The sequence below is a fragment of the Gordonia westfalica genome (genome assembly GCF_900105725.1).
GTDB classification, from domain to species: Bacteria; Actinomycetota; Actinomycetes; order Mycobacteriales; family Mycobacteriaceae; genus Gordonia; species Gordonia westfalica.
In genome coordinates, this window is the sequence record NZ_FNLM01000034.1 from 3,025,899 (window position 1) to 3,041,148 (window position 15,250).

The 15,250-nt window shown below is 68.0% G+C and carries 13 protein-coding genes; 6 read left to right on the forward strand and 7 right to left on the reverse strand.

All coding sequences use genetic code 11. The features are described 5' to 3' along the window. Nucleotides 1-73: 73 nt before the first annotated feature. Nucleotides 74-1,138 carry an enoyl-CoA hydratase/isomerase family protein gene (locus tag BLU62_RS19150; protein ID WP_074851394.1) on the reverse strand — a complete coding sequence of 355 codons (1,065 nt, stop codon included), beginning with the start codon at nt 1,136-1,138 and terminating at the stop codon, nt 74-76. A gap of 47 nt (nt 1,139-1,185) precedes the next feature. On the opposite strand from BLU62_RS19150, the gene BLU62_RS19155 reads away from it, so the two are divergent. Next, the gene (locus tag BLU62_RS19155) at nt 1,186-2,403 is read left to right on the forward strand and encodes a CoA transferase (protein ID WP_074851396.1); all 1,218 of its coding nucleotides are present in this window, start codon (nt 1,186-1,188) and stop codon (nt 2,401-2,403) included. Beyond that, nucleotides 2,400-3,812, forward strand: a complete 1,413-nt coding sequence (locus BLU62_RS19160) for an amidohydrolase family protein (RefSeq protein ID WP_074851398.1) — start codon at nt 2,400-2,402, stop codon at nt 3,810-3,812. The genes BLU62_RS19155 and BLU62_RS19160 overlap by 4 nt, the downstream gene beginning before the upstream one ends. An 11-nt stretch (nt 3,813-3,823) precedes the next feature. On the opposite strand, the gene BLU62_RS19165 is transcribed toward BLU62_RS19160, so the two are convergent. Continuing rightward, nucleotides 3,824-4,516, reverse strand: a complete 693-nt coding sequence (locus BLU62_RS19165) for an SDR family NAD(P)-dependent oxidoreductase (RefSeq protein ID WP_074851400.1) — start codon at nt 4,514-4,516, stop codon at nt 3,824-3,826. A 303-nt stretch (nt 4,517-4,819) separates the two neighbouring features. Between BLU62_RS19165 and BLU62_RS19170 the strand changes: the two genes are divergently transcribed. Both BLU62_RS19170 and BLU62_RS19175 read left to right on the forward strand, forming a co-directional pair. Then, nucleotides 4,820-5,545: an alpha/beta fold hydrolase gene (locus BLU62_RS19170; protein WP_280141562.1), complete on the forward strand. Its 726-nt coding sequence runs from the start codon at nt 4,820-4,822 to the stop codon at nt 5,543-5,545. 11 nt (nt 5,546-5,556) lie between these two features. Next, the gene (locus tag BLU62_RS19175; protein ID WP_074851402.1) at nt 5,557-6,855 is read left to right on the forward strand and encodes an MFS transporter; all 1,299 of its coding nucleotides are present in this window, start codon (nt 5,557-5,559) and stop codon (nt 6,853-6,855) included. A 69-nt stretch (nt 6,856-6,924) separates the two neighbouring features. Here BLU62_RS19175 and BLU62_RS19180 read toward each other — a convergent pair whose 3' ends face one another. Beyond that, nucleotides 6,925-7,251 carry a hypothetical protein gene (locus BLU62_RS19180; protein ID WP_074851404.1) on the reverse strand — a complete coding sequence of 109 codons (327 nt, stop codon included), beginning with the start codon at nt 7,249-7,251 and terminating at the stop codon, nt 6,925-6,927. 302 nt (nt 7,252-7,553) lie between these two features. On the opposite strand from BLU62_RS19180, the gene BLU62_RS19185 reads away from it, so the two are divergent. Together BLU62_RS19185 and BLU62_RS19190 are read left to right on the forward strand one after the other, a co-directional pair. Then, nucleotides 7,554-9,032, forward strand: a complete 1,479-nt coding sequence (locus tag BLU62_RS19185; protein WP_074853024.1) for an LVIVD repeat-containing protein — start codon at nt 7,554-7,556, stop codon at nt 9,030-9,032. Next, nucleotides 9,029-9,709, forward strand: coding sequence for a DUF305 domain-containing protein (locus BLU62_RS19190; protein ID WP_074851405.1), 681 nt, complete (start codon nt 9,029-9,031; stop codon nt 9,707-9,709). Before BLU62_RS19185 ends, BLU62_RS19190 begins: the two co-directional genes overlap by 4 nt. 2 nt (nt 9,710-9,711) lie before the next feature. On the opposite strand, the gene BLU62_RS19195 is transcribed toward BLU62_RS19190, so the two are convergent. The 4 genes from BLU62_RS19195 to BLU62_RS19210 form a co-directional block, all read right to left on the reverse strand. Further along, complete coding sequence (locus tag BLU62_RS19195) at nt 9,712-10,209, reverse strand: HNH endonuclease (RefSeq protein ID WP_074851407.1); 498 nt, start codon at nt 10,207-10,209, stop codon at nt 9,712-9,714. 360 nt (nt 10,210-10,569) lie between these two features. Then, on the reverse strand, nt 10,570-11,436 hold the full coding sequence (locus tag BLU62_RS19200; RefSeq protein ID WP_074851409.1) for an enoyl-CoA hydratase-related protein: 867 nt from the start codon (nt 11,434-11,436) through the stop codon (nt 10,570-10,572). Between the two features lie 162 nt (nt 11,437-11,598). Then, nucleotides 11,599-14,145 (reverse strand): ATP-dependent Clp protease ATP-binding subunit, encoded by a 2,547-nt coding sequence (locus tag BLU62_RS19205; RefSeq protein ID WP_074851411.1) that lies wholly within the window; start codon nt 14,143-14,145, stop codon nt 11,599-11,601. A 275-nt stretch (nt 14,146-14,420) separates the two neighbouring features. Beyond that, entirely contained in the window at nt 14,421-15,179 is a 759-nt protein-coding gene (locus BLU62_RS19210; protein WP_074851412.1) for a VOC family protein, read from the reverse strand. Nucleotides 15,180-15,250: the final 71 nt, after the last annotated feature.

Below are 15,250 nucleotides of genomic sequence, written 5' to 3' on the forward strand. Positions count from 1 at the left end.
CACCCTTTTTCGGCATTTCCACCACCTCGAGGGGTGGTGGAAATGCCGATAAGTGGTGGATTTGCGCGGGACCTCAGGAACCGATCTCGTCGACCAACCCCCAGTCGAGGGCCTGTGCGGCGTCGATCTCGACGCCGGTCACGAACAGGTGCAATGCCCGCCATCGTCCGATGCGCCGGGGCACGCTGACGGTGCCGCCGGCTCCCGGGATGAGGCCCATCGACACTTCGGGCAGCCGTATCCGGGTGTCCGGGGCGGCGACGACTCGCCTGGCAAAGGCGGGGATCTCGATTCCGGCACCAACGCAGGGACCGTGCAGACGGACCTCGACGCGGTCGGCGAGCACGGCCACGAGCCGCCCGGCTCCCCCGCGGGTTCGGATCAGGTGGGCCGTGGATGCGTCGGGCATGTGCCCGAACTCGTCGAGGTCGCCGCCGGCGCAGAACGCGCTGCCCGCCCCGTCGACCACGACGTGGTCGATCGAGTCGTCGAGTACTGCCAGGCGCAACGCGTCGACGAATGCGTCGCGCAGTGCGGTCCCGTAGGCGTTGCGGCGTTCCGGACGATTGAGGGTGATCCGCAGAGTGTCGCCCTGACGGTCGAGCAGCACCGGGTCGACCGCGGGCGGCGGCAGCGGGCGGCCCTTCGCACGACGCTCCTCCAACCATCGGCCGAACTCGTCGCCGCCCTGCAGCGTCGAGTACCCCAGGGATTCGACGTCGATGGCCGGGACGGGGTCGAGCGGCTCGGCGGCGCGCACCACCTGCGCGGCGACGAGTGACGCCTGCGGGCAGCGCGACACGGCATCGATGAAAGCCGCCACCGCCACATCCACCTCGTCGGCGCCCACCACCGCACGATGGCCGGCCCCGGACGGGGCATACGTGAGGTCCACGGCCTCCAGCAGCGGGCCGAGCGCGTCGCCGATCGGGCCCGTCGACGTCCCCACCAGGATGACGTCCGACGCAGAGGCACGGACGGCCGCCAGCGCCAGGCCGTCGGCCGGCACGTCCGACGCCGTGTCGAGATCCACCAGCACGACCGGCGACGCGATGGCGGCACCGTCCCCGAGCAGGTCTCCACCCCCGATGACCGGGGCGGCGGCCAGATCGGCGATCGAGAGACGTCGGGTCTGCATGGCGGTGAACCTCCTGAGGTTTACGTGCGGACGGTAGCATTCTGCCCGTGTCCAGCCATGCGTCCCATGATCCGGTGCGCGACTGGGCCGCCAGCGGTATCCCGCATCTCACCGGCAGATCCGACGGTCCGCCCCTCATCCCGCCGGGACACGCCGCAACCCTTGCGCGTCAGCTCGGTGACTGGATCGGACGGGCGAGCAACGGCACGGTCGACATCGACGGTTCCGCCGTGCTGGCCGAGCGGGCCGCGCTGACCGGACACCGCCGCCGAGGCGACCTCACACCCGGTGGATCGGGGCGTCTCCTTCCCGCCTCCGACGGCTGGGTCGCGGTGAGTTGCGCGCGTCCCGACGACCCGATGCTGCTCGGTGCGCTCATCGAACGCGAGGTGGCCGAGGACCATCTCTGGCCGCAGGTCGCCGACTGGCTGGCCCAGCACACGAGAGCCGAGTTCGACGAGCGCGCCGCACTGTTGGGCATCGCCGGCGGAGGTGTCGCACGCGACGGCGAGATCGCCGACGCTGCACGTGACGCTTTGCGCCCGAGCGGGATTCCGCGTTCGGTCGACGGCCTGCTCGTCGTCGACTTCAGCGCCCTGTGGGCCGGACCGCTGTGCGCGCACCTACTGGGTCTCGCCGGAGCGCGCGTGGTGAAAGTCGAGACGCCGCAACGTCCGGACGGCGCACGACGCGGAAACCCCGACTTCTACCGACTGCTCCACGCAGGGCACGAGTCGGTCGTCCTCGACCCGACGATCCCGACCGAACGGACCGCGCTGGAACGACTCGTCGCCGACGCCGACATCGTGATCGAGGCGTCCCGGCCCCGGGCCCTGCGCGGATTCGGGCTGCGCGCCGAGGATTTCGTCGCGTCGGGAACCACCTGGATCTCCATCACCGCCGCCGGGCGCGACTCCGACCGGATCGGCTTCGGCGACGACATCGCCGCGTCGGCGGGATTGGTCACCTCCGACGACGCCGGCCTGATGTTCGTGGGCGACGCCATCGCCGACCCGCTGTCCGGCCTCACCGCCGCCGCACTCGCGATGTCCGAACCCGATCCGGGCCCAGTCCCCGACCCCCGCCACGGCGTCCTGTGGGACATCTCGATGCGCGCCACGATCGCCTCGACCCTCGGCGGGCCACCCCCGCCGCTCCCACGTCGCGACGGTGATCGGTGGGTGGTGGACACCGGTTCCGGCACCGTGCCGCTCGATCCGCCCCGTATACGGCCGGACGAATCCGATTCGGGGACAACCCGGTGAGCGGAACACTGTTCCGCGGTGTGTCCCTACCCGAGGGAATCCGCGATGTGGTCGTCGACGACGGCGTGATCACGGCGGTCGGCGCGGATCTCGAAAGCCGCGAGGTAACGGGATTCGAGATCATCGACGGCCACGGCGGGGCACTCATCCCGGGGCTCCACGACCACCACATCCACCTCCACGCGCTGGCGGCGGCCTCGGCTTCGGTGCAGTGCGGCCCGCCCGTGGTGACGACCCCCGACGATCTCGCCGCCGCCCTGGACCGCGCCCCCGACCTCGACAGCTCCGGCTGGATCCGCGGCGTCGGGTACGTGGAGACCGTTGCCGGACTTCTGGATTCCGCCGACCTCGACACGCTGCATGCCCGCCGACCGGTCCGCATTCAGCACCGCAGCGGTGCGGTGTGGTTCCTCAACACGGCGGCCGCCGAAGCCGTCGGGTTGCCGACCGCCGACCACCCCGGCGTCGAGCGCGACGACTCCGGCGCACCGACCGGACGGGTCTGGCGTGCCGACGACTGGCTTCGCGAGCGGATCGGGTCTTCCCGGCCACCGGATCTGACAAGCGTCGGCGTCGAACTGACCCGGCTCGGCATCACCGGCATCACCGACGCGACGCCCGACCTGTCCGAGGAGTCGCTCGACGCGCTCGTCTCGTCGCATGCGAACGGCGCAGTGCCACAACGCCTCCACCTGCTGGGGGTCCCGCTCGACGCGACGCCCGACCTCCCGCCGACGGTGACCGCCGGCCCGTACAAGATCGTCCTCGCCGACTCCGACCTGCCCGACTTCCCCGCCCTGTGCGAGCGGATCCACAGCGCGCATTCGCGGGGACGCGGCGTCGCTGCGCACTGCGTCACGCGAGAGGCCCTGTTGTTGCTCCTCGCCGCCTTCGACGAGGCCGGCCCGCATCCGGACGACCGGATCGAGCACGGCGCGATCATCGCCGCCGATACCGTCAAGGAGCTGGGCCGCAGGCGTATTGCCGTCGTCACGCAGCCCGGTTTCATCGCCGCACGTGGCGACGACTACCTGGATCGTCTCGACGCCTCGGAGGTCGCCGACCTGTACCGGTGCGCGAGTCTCGTCGAAGCTGATGTGCCGGTCGCGCTGTCCAGCGACGCACCATACGGACCCGTCGATCCCTGGACGGCGATCGCCGCTGCCGCAACCCGTCTCGCACCCGATGGCCGCATCGTGGGCATCGACGAGAGGGTCAGCCGCAGAACGGCTCTGGAGCATTACCTCGCACCATTGAGCACTCCCGGAGCAGCCGCACGAACCGTCCGCCCCGGCGAACCCGCCGACCTCGTGCTCCTCGACGGCACTCTCGACTCAGCACTGCAGAATGGGTCGGAAGCCGTGCGCCACACGATGATCCGAGGACACATCGCGTACCGACGCGAGTAGCGGTCAGGCCGTCAGCCGACGCCCGGCACGGGGACCTGCGCTCCGGTGACCGCGGCGGAGGCGTCGGAGACCAGAAAGGCGACGGTTTCGGCGATCATCTCCGGTGACACCCAGCCCTTTCGGGCGGAATCCGGTTGGCTCTCACGGTTACCCGGGGTGTCGATCACCGACGGCAGGATCGCATTGGCCCGGATGGCGTCGTCCTTGTACTCGGTGGCCAGAGCGCTGATGAACGCCCACACCGCGGCCTTGGACGTGATGTAGCCGGCGGCACCGGAGAACGGTGCGAACGCGGCCTTCGCCGACACCCCCACGATCGACCCACCGCCCGCCTCGATCAGCTTCGGGATCGCCGCCGCGGACAGCAGATACAGCGGTCGCAGGTTGAGCCGGAGGAGCCGCTCGAACTCGTCGACGGGGGTCGCGTCCACGCGTTCCCCCATCGCGAACCCGCCCACCAGGTTGACCACTGCTTTCACCGGGGCCGACGAATCACTCGCCGCGGCGCCGACGACCTCGGCCACCGACGCCTCGTCGAACAGATCGGCCGCAAGAGTGACGAGCCGATCGGATTCGGGAAGACGCGACAGCTCGGACTCGACGACCCAGGGCACCACCACACGCCAACCGTCGTCGAGCAGTTTCTTCGTGACCGCGGAACCCAATCCGCCCGTACCGCCCGACACGATCACCGTTTGCGCCATCGCAGAATCCGTCCGTTCTCTCGCACACAATCCAACACCGGCGACACTACTGTGTTGTCTGAATCCAACACCGGCGACACTACTGTGTTGTCTGAATGTGTGCATTCATCTCACCCTATGGGGTTTCCGCCCGGTCGGGTCGAGGCGTGAAAGGCTGTGCCCATGAGCACGAACGTCACTGCCGACGCTCCGGAGTGGTTCCGCACGGCCGTCGGGACGGAGCCCTAGCACTCGTCGATCACGGTCCACGGCGCACGGATCACCTATCGCTGCTGGGGTGAACCCGGCTCGCCCGGGCTGCTGCTGGTCCACGGCGGTGCGGCCCACGCCGGATGGTGGGACCACATCGCGCCGCGCTACGCGCGGGATCGTCGAGTCGTCGCCCTGGATCTGTCCGGCCACGGCGACAGCGACTGGCGCGACACCTACAGCCTGGCCACCTGGGCCGACGAGATCACCGCGGTCGCCGCGGCCGCACAGGCCGACGACCACGCGGTCCTCGTGGGGCACAGCCTCGGCGGGCCCGTCGGCATCCGGACGGCGATCGCCCACCCCGACCTCGTCACCGACCTCATGCTGGTCGATTCCCGCATCCTCGACGCCGAGATGCTCGACGAGATCCAGCGCAACCAGCCCGAGGAGGGCATCCCGCGACGCAGCAAGCACTATCCGTCACTCGAGGCGGCACTCGAACGGTTCCGTCTCGTGCCCGATCACGCGAGCCTCGACTACGCCAGGGACCACGTCGCCCGGCAGTCGGCGGTCCGCGACGACGACGGATGGCGATGGAAGTTCGATCGCGCTTTCGCCGACGAACTGACCGATCTCCCGCCGCACCCGCCGAGCGACTGCCGACTCGGCGTCGTCTACGGGGAGCACGGGGTCGTGACCCCCGCGATGATCGACATCGTCACCGCCGGCCTCGACGAACCGGCGCGCGTCGTCGAACTCGCCGGGGCCGGCCATCACATCCCACTCGAACAGCCCCTCGCACTGATGGATGCCATCGACGACTTCCTTCGGGCCTAGCATGGATCTCGATGACCGACGACCGCGCTCCCGAGATCAGCGACCGCGGCTCGTCGGACTCATCTGATTCACGCGACAGCGTTTTCGCCTCGCTGCACATCTCCAATTACCGGATCTTCTTCGCCGGCATGTCCGTGTCGATGACCGGTTCCTGGATGCAGGCGACCGCCCAGGCCTGGCTGGTGTTGACGTTGAGCGGGTCGGCGTCGGTCCTCGGCCTGATCGTGGCGCTGCAGGCGCTGCCCGTTCTCCTGATCGGGCCATACGCGGGCGTCATCGCCGACCGCGTCGACCGCCGCCGACTGCTGACGATCCTCCAGGCGATGATGGGCCTGCTCGCGGCAGTGCTGGCCGCACTCACCCTCGCCGGGGTCGTGGCGGTGTGGCATGTGGCGATCCTCGCGGTGCTACTCGGACTCGGACACGCCTTCGAACAACCCGCGCGGCAGGCGTTCATCCATCAGATCGTCGGGAAGTCGCTGATCCGCAACGCCGTCACGCTGAACTCGGTGATGGTCAACGCCGCGCGCGCAGTCGGCCCGGCCGTCGCCGGCGTGATCCTCACACTCGTCGGCGCGGGGTGGTGTTTCGCGATCAACGCGGTCAGTTTCATCGCGGTGGTCGCCTCACTGATCGCACTCGACGGCACGAAGATCACCCGCGAAACCCCGGTCCCACGCGCCAAAGGGCAGCTACGCGAGGGTATTCGCTACGTGCGCGGAATCCCGTCGCTGTGGATTCCGCTCGCCACCATGGCCCTGGTCGGCACCCTGGCCTACAACTTCCCGGTCACCCTCACAGCCGCCGCCGACTTCGTCTTCGACGGCGGGCCGCAGGCTCTCGGCTTCATGACGTCGGCGATGGGGGTCGGGGCGGTGGTCGGCGGTCTCGTCGTCGCGGCGCGCGGCACCATCGGCCTGCGACCGCTCACGCTGGCTGCGTTCGGTTTCGGCATCACGATCGCCGCAGCGGCACTGGCACCGGATCTGATCACCGTCATCTGCGCGCTGTTCCTCGTGGGTTGGCTCAGCGTGACGTTCATGTCGACCGGCAACGCCACCCTGCAACTCAACGCCGAACCCCAGATGCGGGGACGCGTCATGGCGCTGTGGTCGGTTGCGTTCATGGGATCGACGCCGATCGGCGGTCCGCTCATCGGCGCGATCATCGAGGCCACCGATGCACGTGTCGGCCTGGGCGTCGGCGCGGCGGCGTGTCTGGCAGCCGCACTCCTCGCCTTCATCGCGGACCGTCGGAGCCGCTCGCGCCTGGCGCCCGAACCGGCCGTCGACGGAACCGCCACCGACTGAGTCCGAAACGCCTCGTAACCGGCCGGCTGTGCCGACCGGCTGCGTGCGGGGGTTCAGGGGGGAGGTGGCTCAGACCGCGCCGCTTCCGTCGACACCGCCGAAGTCGCCGACCGAGACGTTGCCCTGGTCGTCGACGGCGGTGTCGAAGGTGCCGTCGCAGTCGGTGTCGGCGACCGCGATGTCGGTGTAGCCGTCGCCGTCGCTGTCGGCCTCGATCAGGTCGATCGCGCCGTCGGCGTTGGTGTCGTAGGCGATCGAATCGGCCGAGCCGTCGCCGTCGGTGTCGAGGACGGCGTCGGTGGTGCCGTCGCCGTCGATGTCGGCGAGCGCGGCGTCGACGTAGCCGTCGCCGTCGGTGTCGACCAGGACTGCGTCCGCGGTGATCTGGGTGCTCATGGGATGTTCCTTTCGTGGTGCCCGCCGGTGCGGGGCTGTTCGCTGCGTTCGAATACTTGGAGCGGTCGCCGACCGGGAATGTTCCCGGCCGCCCCGGAGTCGGTCGGTCGACGCCTCCCCACCGCGTGGGACCGACGTGCGTCTTTCGACGAATCCGGCCCGTCGTCTCATCGCGCCGGGTTAGCGTGACTCAGGTCACGATCGGAGGGGCGATGACGCCAGATCGATGGGATTTGTCCGCACTGCGGCGGCGGCTACGCGCCATCACCTGCCTCGTCGCCGGGGCCGTCCTGACGTCGACGATGCTGGTGTCCGCGCCGACGAACGCCGCGAACCACTGGTTCCCCGACATCTCCGAGACCTCCGTGCCCAAGGCCGACTGCGGACCGGGTTCGCGACCCGAGCCGGGCCTGCAGGGTGACGTCAGCGCCGAGGACCGATTGTCCGGCCGCAGTATGCGGGGCTACCACTGCAACCTGACGAAACTCGGCAACGTGACGGGTGCGGGCGGCGGGATCGTCTCGGCGTCCTTCGAACACTGCAGCTACACCGGAAGCCTGTTCCCCGGCAACAACTTCCTGTCCCAGCCGGGCGTCCAGGTCATCGACGCCTCCGATCCCCGGAAGCCGCGGGTGGTCGGCTCACTCACCGACACCGCGATGCGCGGCGGCACCTGGGAGACGTTGAAGGTCAACAAGAAGCGAAAGCTGCTCGCCGCGACCGGGGTTCCACTCCTGTGGGGTGCGGGCTTCTTCGCGGTGTACGACATCTCCGACTGCACCCGCCCCAAGCTGCTCAACCGGCACGGCGGCGGGATCGCCTACCCCGTCCCGTTCACCTCACACGAGGGCGGCTGGTCGCCCGACGGACGCACTTACTGGGCGTCGGGTCTCTCGCCGGGACATCTCAGCGCGATCGACGTCGCCGATCCCCGCAACCCGCGGGTGATCTGGCAAGGACTGCACAGCTTCCTCGGTCACGGATTCGGCATCACCCCCGACGGCAACCGCATGTATCTGTCGAACATGGCCGGTGTCACCGTCCTCGACATCAGCGCGGTACAGCGTCGTGCGCCGTATCCGCAGGTCCCCCATCTGGCCGCCTACCTGTGGCCCGACGGACAGCTCAACCAGCACTCGATCCCGATCACCTATCGCGGCACCCCCCACATCATCACCGCCGACGAGGGCGGCTCCGGAGGCGTCAAGATCTTCGACGTCTCCCGGGTCGACAAACCGCGGTACGCCGCGCAGCTCAAGCTCGAGATCAATCTGCCCGAGCACCTGGACACCCAGTTCCGCTCGTCCATGGGCGGTTCGTTGTTCGGCAGCAACCCGCACTACTGCGCGGTCGACCGGCAGAACGACCCGACGGCCCTGGCCTGCGCCTGGGAGTCCTCCGGCATCCGTGTCTTCGACATCCGGGATCTGTCCGGCATCTCCGAGATCGCCTACTACAACCCGCCGGCACAGAAGGGGGCCACCGCACTGACCCGGCCCAACTCCCCTCATGTGCTGGGGTCTATCATCGGCGCACCGGGGATCGAGTTCCTCAGTCTCGGAATGTCTCTCGTCAACGGACGAGCCAAGCTGAACGAGATGGCCGGTCCGCGTATCGGCATGGTCGTGGGCGGCGACATGGCGACCGACTGGTGCTTCTCGCCACCGGAGTTCCACGGCAACAAGATCTTCACCACCTGCTCCGACGGCGGCTTCTACGCACTCGAGTTGAGCAGCCGGGTCTACACCCCGCCGCCGGACCAGGATTCCATCCTCGGATGACCGACCGGCACGACGCAGGACAACGGCCGGCCTGGCTGCCGATCGCCGGACTGGCCTCGCTGGCCGTCCTGCTCGTGGCGATCGGCGTCGTCGCGGGTTCGGCGTGGTCACCGGGATCACGGGACGACGTCAAGGCGATGAGCGCCACCGATATCGGCTTCGCGCAGGACATGTCGACACACCACGATCAGGCACTCCTGATGGCTCGGACGATCCTGGCCGCCCCCGACGTGGACCCGACGATCCGCGGACTGGCCGACCAGCTCGTCGTCGCCCAGTCCGCGGAGAGCGCGACCATGCGCGGCTGGCTGCAGTTCTTCGAGCTGCCGCTGACCTCGGACTCACCGATGTCCTGGATGTCCGACGATGATCCGCATGCGCACGGCCATTCGTCGGGGGCCATGCCCGACACCCCACTCATGCCGGGCATGGCGAGCACCGACGAACTCGGCCTGCTCGCCACACTTCGCGGCGACGAGGCCGAGAAACTGTTCCTGCAGTTGATGATCCGGCACCATCGCGGCGGCCTCGAGATGGCACAGGCGGCATACAACGACGACCGCTCCGGCTCGGTGACAAAGCAACTCGCACTGAACATGCTCGGAGACCAGGGCAACGAGATCGGTCAGATGTCGATGCTCCTGAAAGAACGTGGCGCCGAGCCCCTGCCGACCTGACCTCAGGCGGTCTTGGGATGCAGCATGAACATCTCCCAGACCTCTTTCTGGTCCGCGGCCCACGGGTCGTAGACGAACGGCGCATGCCGCAACGCCATACCTGCTTTACGCGGGGTCCGGTTGGCCTTGAAACCATTGCAGGACTTGCACGCCGCGACCTGATTGCCGAATGTGCTGGGGCCGCCCTGTGATACCGGCAGGATGTGGTCCACGGTGTCGGCGGGACCGTCGCAGTAGGCGCAGATCCATTGGTCTCGACGGAGGATCATCGCATTGGAGGCGTAGGAATCCATCGTCTTGCCCGCGTACGGACGGTAGGCGTCCCGTTTGATCGCCACCACCTTGTGGATGGGCAGGGACACCGTCGGCGAATGGACGACGCGCACCAAAGGCGTGCCCTCGACGTTGCGTGCGACCTCGGTGGTCAGCAGGACGGCCGCACGACGCCAGGTGACGCGCGCGAGGATCTGCAATCCCGCATTCGTGACGAAGATGGTCATGGATACTCCTCGATGCGTGGGCGAGTGAGCGCGCCGACCATCGAGGTTCACGACCTCAGGAACTGGTGACGCTGGATGTGATTGGTCCGGACCGGGTTCGGGCTGGTAGCCCGCACCGGCTGCCGGGGTCGGTCTTCCACCACTCGCGAACGAACACCGCCATACCGATCGACATCTGCGCCACCTCCTTTCAGCTCTCTCTGGTCTGCTGTTCGCCACGATAACCGCGGTCAGCGGACCCTGCCACCGTTTAAGCCGCGTGTTCGCCGATGTTCACGTGCCGAACACAGAGTGTTCGCGGCCGAAACGCGCCCGGCCCCGTCAGCTGTCAGCTGACGGGGCCGGGCGGTCGGATCGAACTCAGAAGATCTCGGGAAGATCCTCCGACACCGTGTTCGGGTACGTCGCCGGCCGCTTCTCCAGGAACGACATGACGCCCTCGTAGACGTCGCCGGACTGGCCGCGGTAGAAGATCGCCTTCGAATCGGCGTGATGGGCGTCGAGCGGGCTGGGTGCCCCGGCCATCCGCCACAACAGTTGGCGGGTCAACGCCGCCGAGACCGGTGCGCTGTTCGCGGTCATCTCGCGGGCCACGGCGATCGCGGTCTCGAGGACCTTGTCCTTCGGCACGACCTGCTGGATCAGTCCGCGCTCGTGAGCCTCGTCGACCTGCACCATCTTGGCGCCGATCGTCCACTGCAGCGCGGTCGGCAGGCCGACGAGCCGTGGGAGGAACCAGCTCGACGCCGCCTCGGGAACGAGGCCGCGGGCTGCGAACACGAAGCCGAACTTCGCATCCTCGGAGGCGATCCTGACGTCGGCCGGAAGGGTCATCGTGACGCCGACGCCGGCCGACGGACCGTTGATCGCGGCGATGATCGGCTTGAGCGAGGCGAACATGCGCAGTGTCAGCTTGCCGCCCTCGTCCGCCGGGACCTCGTCGCCCGCGGCCACCGACGATGCGTCGAACGTCGACCCGCCGGCTTCGAGGTCGGCGCCGGCGCAGAACGCCCGGCCGGTACCGGTGAGCACCACGGCGCGCACCGAGTCGTCGGCGTCGGTCTCGTCGAATGCCGCCCGCAGCTCGTCACCCATCTGCACGGTGAATGCATTGAGACGGTCGGGGCGATTCAGCCGGAAGATGGCGATCTCGCCGTCCCGCTCGACGGTGATGGTGGGCTCGGCCTGCTTGGCCTTACGGCCAACCTCTGATGTTTCACTCGTCACAAGGATCGATGTTATCGATCGCCATCACAGCCCGTACGGGCAGGAGGCGAATCTCCCGAGCGAACGCTCTGTCAGCGCACCACCCTGGTCGGGCCCACACAAAAGCGGCGGCGCCACCCTCTCGGGTGACGCCGCCGCTTTGTGTGTCAGATCAGACTCAGGTCAGCTCACGCCCGAACTGCCGTCGCCTGCCTTGGACAGCTCGACCGGTGCGTCCGGAACCATGCGCGGCTTCTCCGAACCGACGAAGGTGAACTTGGCGTCCTCGCCGTTGTCTTCACCGTCCCAGCCCTCGACGTCGACGAGGACGATCTGTCCGGGAGCGATGTCGCCGAACAGGATCTTCTCCGAGAGCTGATCCTCGATCTCGCGCTGGATGGTGCGACGCAACGGACGCGCACCCAGCACCGGATCGAATCCGCGCTTCGCCAGCAGCGCCTTCGCGCGGTCGGTGACCTCGAGCGACATGTCCTTGTTCTTCAGCGCACTCTCCACGCGGGTCAGCATGAGATCGACCATCTGGATGATCTCGTCCTTGGTGAGCTGGTGGAACACGACGATGTCGTCGATGCGGTTGAGGAACTCCGGCCGGAAGTGCTTCTTCAGCTCGTCGTTGACCTTCTGCTTCATCCGCTCGTAGCCGGACTTGGAGTCATCGCTCGACGAGAAGCCCATGCCCACGGCCTTGGAGATGTCGCTCGTTCCGAGGTTCGAGGTGAAGATCAGCACGGTGTTCTTGAAGTCGACCGTACGACCCTGACCGTCGGTGAGACGACCGTCCTCGAGGACCTGCAGCAGGGTGTTGTAGATCTCCGAGTGAGCCTTCTCGATCTCGTCGAACAGCACCACCGAGAACGGCTTGCGGCGCACCTTCTCGGTGAGCTGGCCGCCCTCTTCGTAGCCGACGTAACCGGGAGGGGCACCGAACAGACGCGACGCGGTGAAGCGGTCGTGGAACTCGCCCATGTCGATCTGGATGAGCGCGTCGTCCTCGCCGAACAGGAAGTTGGCGAGCGCCTTGGAGAGCTCGGTCTTTCCGACACCGGACGGGCCGGCGAAGATGAACGAGCCCGACGGACGCTTCGGATCCTTCAGGCCGGCACGGGTACGGCGGATCGCCTTCGAGACGGCCTTGACGGCGTCCTCCTGGCCGATGATCCGCTTGTGCAGCTCCTCCTCCATCCGGAGCAGACGGGTGGTCTCCTCCTCGGTGAGCTTGAACACCGGGATGCCGGTCCAGTTGCCCAGGACCTCGGCGATCTGCTCGTCGTCGACCTCGGCCACGACGTCCATGTCACCACTGCGCCACTGCTTTTCGCGCTCGGCCCGCTCGGCGACCAGCTGCTTCTCCTTGTCGCGGAGGCTGGCGGCCTTCTCGAAGTCCTGCGCGTCGATGGCGCTTTCCTTCTCCTTGCGCGCGTCGGCGATGCGGTCGTCGAACTCGCGCAGGTCTGGCGGCGCGGTCATCCGGCGGATGCGCATGCGCGCACCGGCCTCGTCGATGAGGTCGATCGCCTTGTCCGGCAGGAACCGGTCGTTGATGTAGCGATCGGCCAGCGTCGCGGCAGCGACGAGTGCACCGTCGGTGATCGAGACGCGGTGGTGCGACTCGTAGCGATCACGCAGACCCTTGAGGATCTCGATGGTGTGCTCGACCGACGGCTCGCCGACCTGGACCGGCTGGAAACGACGCTCGAGAGCGGCGTCCTTCTCGATGTACTTGCGGTACTCGTCGAGGGTCGTCGCACCGATGGTCTGCAGCTCGCCACGGGCCAGCTTCGGCTTGAGGATGCTGGCGGCGTCGATCGCACCCTCGGCGGCACCTGCGCCGACGAGCGTGTGCAGCTCGTCGATGAACAGGATGATGTCGCCGCGGGTGTTGATCTCCTTGAGGACCTTCTTCAGGCGTTCCTCGAAGTCACCGCGGTAGCGGCTGCCCGCGACCAGCGAACCGAGGTCGAGGGTGTAGAGCTGCTTGTCCTTGAGCGTCTCGGGGACCTGGCCGTTGACGATGGCCTGCGCCAGACCCTCGACGACGGCGGTCTTGCCGACGCCCGGCTCGCCGATCAGCACCGGGTTGTTCTTGGTGCGGCGGCTCAGGACCTGCATGACCCGCTCGATTTCCTTCTCCCGGCCGATGACCGGGTCGAGTTTGCCCTCGGCGGCCGCGGCGGTCAGGTTACGACCGAACTGGTCGAGGACCAGCGAGGTCGACGGGGTGCCGGTCTCGCTGCTGCGACCGCCGGTGCCCGCCTCCTGCGGCTCCTTGCCCTGGTAACCGCTCAAAAGCTGGATGACCTGCTGGCGGACCCGGTTGAGGTCGGCGCCGAGCTTGACCAGGACCTGCGCGGCAACGCCTTCACCCTCGCGGATGAGGCCGAGCAGGATGTGCTCGGTGCCGATGTAGTTGTGGCCGAGCTGCAGGGCCTCGCGCAGCGAGAGCTCCAGCACCTTCTTGGCGCGCGGGGTGAACGGGATGTGTCCCGACGGCGCCTGCTGGCCCTGGCCGATGATTTCCTCGACCTGGCTGCGCACCCCTTCCAGGGAGATCCCGAGCGACTCGAGCGCCTTGGCGGCCACGCCCTCGCCCTCGTGGATGAGGCCGAGGAGGATGTGCTCGGTTCCGATGTAGTTGTGGTTGAGCATCCGCGCTTCTTCTTGGGCCAGAACCACAACCCGTCGCGCGCGGTCGGTGAACCGTTCGAACATTGTTCTCCCTCACATTGCTAGCGCCCCGGCCGCCGCGAGAACCACCTCGTGTGCCCTGGGGAGACACTCGGGGCGGATGGGCGACGACCAGCCTGCTTCTACTCTAGAGGTCGCCCTGGGTGCACCTGCAGTTAACGCCCGTGCAGAGTGCACGGATCGACCGCGACGGCGGGGATGTGCACAGTACAACTGCGCAGGCCGGGGCGGTGTTCCCGGCCCGCTACGCCGAGAGCGAACGGGCCGTCCGACCACCGGAAATGCGGAAGGAACCGGGCTCAGGCGGACAGTATCGACAAGATGTTGCCCGACGGGTCGGTGAACCATGCGATGTCCGGCTCCCCCTCGCCACCGCGGACGATGCCCCGCTCGTCGTGGGTGAAGGCGTCGTAGCGCAGGATCTCGACGCCCTTGCCGACGAGGTCGACGACCGTTTTCCCGAGGTCGTCCACGGCGATGTTGAGCACGGTGAACGTCGCCGGCCGATGATCGTCCTTCGGGTACACCATCACCGTCGTCTGACGGGTGACGCGGACGCCGGCGATGCCCATCGGATAGCGCAGGACCCGCATCCCGAGGACATCGCGGTAGAAGCGCTCGGCCTCGTCGAGGTCGCGGACCGCGAAGCCGCTGCACGTCGACGCCGGCGGCCCCATCCGGATCTCCTCGGCGTCGGAGATCCAGATGATCTGGAACCAGTTGCCGTCGGGGTCGGTTGCCGTCCCGAAGAAGTTGCCGTCCCGCTCCTCGAGAGGGCTGATCCACTCGGCGCCGAGGGTGTCGAGCCGCGCCGCCGTCGCCCGCGGGTCATCGACCTCGATGTTCGGGATCGTGCGAGCGCCGTCGCCGTTGGGGCCGGACACATCGTCGCGTTTGTCGAACATGAGATAGAAGCCGTCGAGGTTGACGACCTGATAGCCGGTTCCGTCGTCGCCGGTGGTCTCGACCTTCGCCTCGAACGCCGACGCGTACCAGTGCGCGAGGCGTGCGGGGTCGTCGCTGGACAAGAGCAGTGAGCCGATCGTTGCAGTAGCCATACCAATCCAGACCGGGTGGGGACGACGAATTCATCGGTCAGCACCCGAGTCGGGCAATTCACCCGATCACT

Coding starts and splice junctions, on each gene's coding strand:
- BLU62_RS19150 (WP_074851394.1), bottom strand. CDS start 1,138: ATGCAGACCCGACGTCTCTCGATCGCCGATCTGGCCGCCGCCCCGGTC.
- BLU62_RS19165 (WP_074851400.1), bottom strand. CDS start 4,516: ATGGCGCAAACGGTGATCGTGTCGGGCGGTACGGGCGGATTGGGTTCC.
- BLU62_RS19175 (WP_074851402.1), top strand. CDS start 5,557: ATGACCGACGACCGCGCTCCCGAGATCAGCGACCGCGGCTCGTCGGAC.
- BLU62_RS19180 (WP_074851404.1), bottom strand. CDS start 7,251: ATGAGCACCCAGATCACCGCGGACGCAGTCCTGGTCGACACCGACGGC.
- BLU62_RS19185 (WP_074853024.1), top strand. CDS start 7,554: ATGCTGGTGTCCGCGCCGACGAACGCCGCGAACCACTGGTTCCCCGAC.
- BLU62_RS19190 (WP_074851405.1), top strand. CDS start 9,029: ATGACCGACCGGCACGACGCAGGACAACGGCCGGCCTGGCTGCCGATC.
- BLU62_RS19195 (WP_074851407.1), bottom strand. CDS start 10,209: ATGACCATCTTCGTCACGAATGCGGGATTGCAGATCCTCGCGCGCGTC.
- BLU62_RS19205 (WP_074851411.1), bottom strand. CDS start 14,145: ATGTTCGAACGGTTCACCGACCGCGCGCGACGGGTTGTGGTTCTGGCC.
- BLU62_RS19210 (WP_074851412.1), bottom strand. CDS start 15,179: ATGGCTACTGCAACGATCGGCTCACTGCTCTTGTCCAGCGACGACCCC.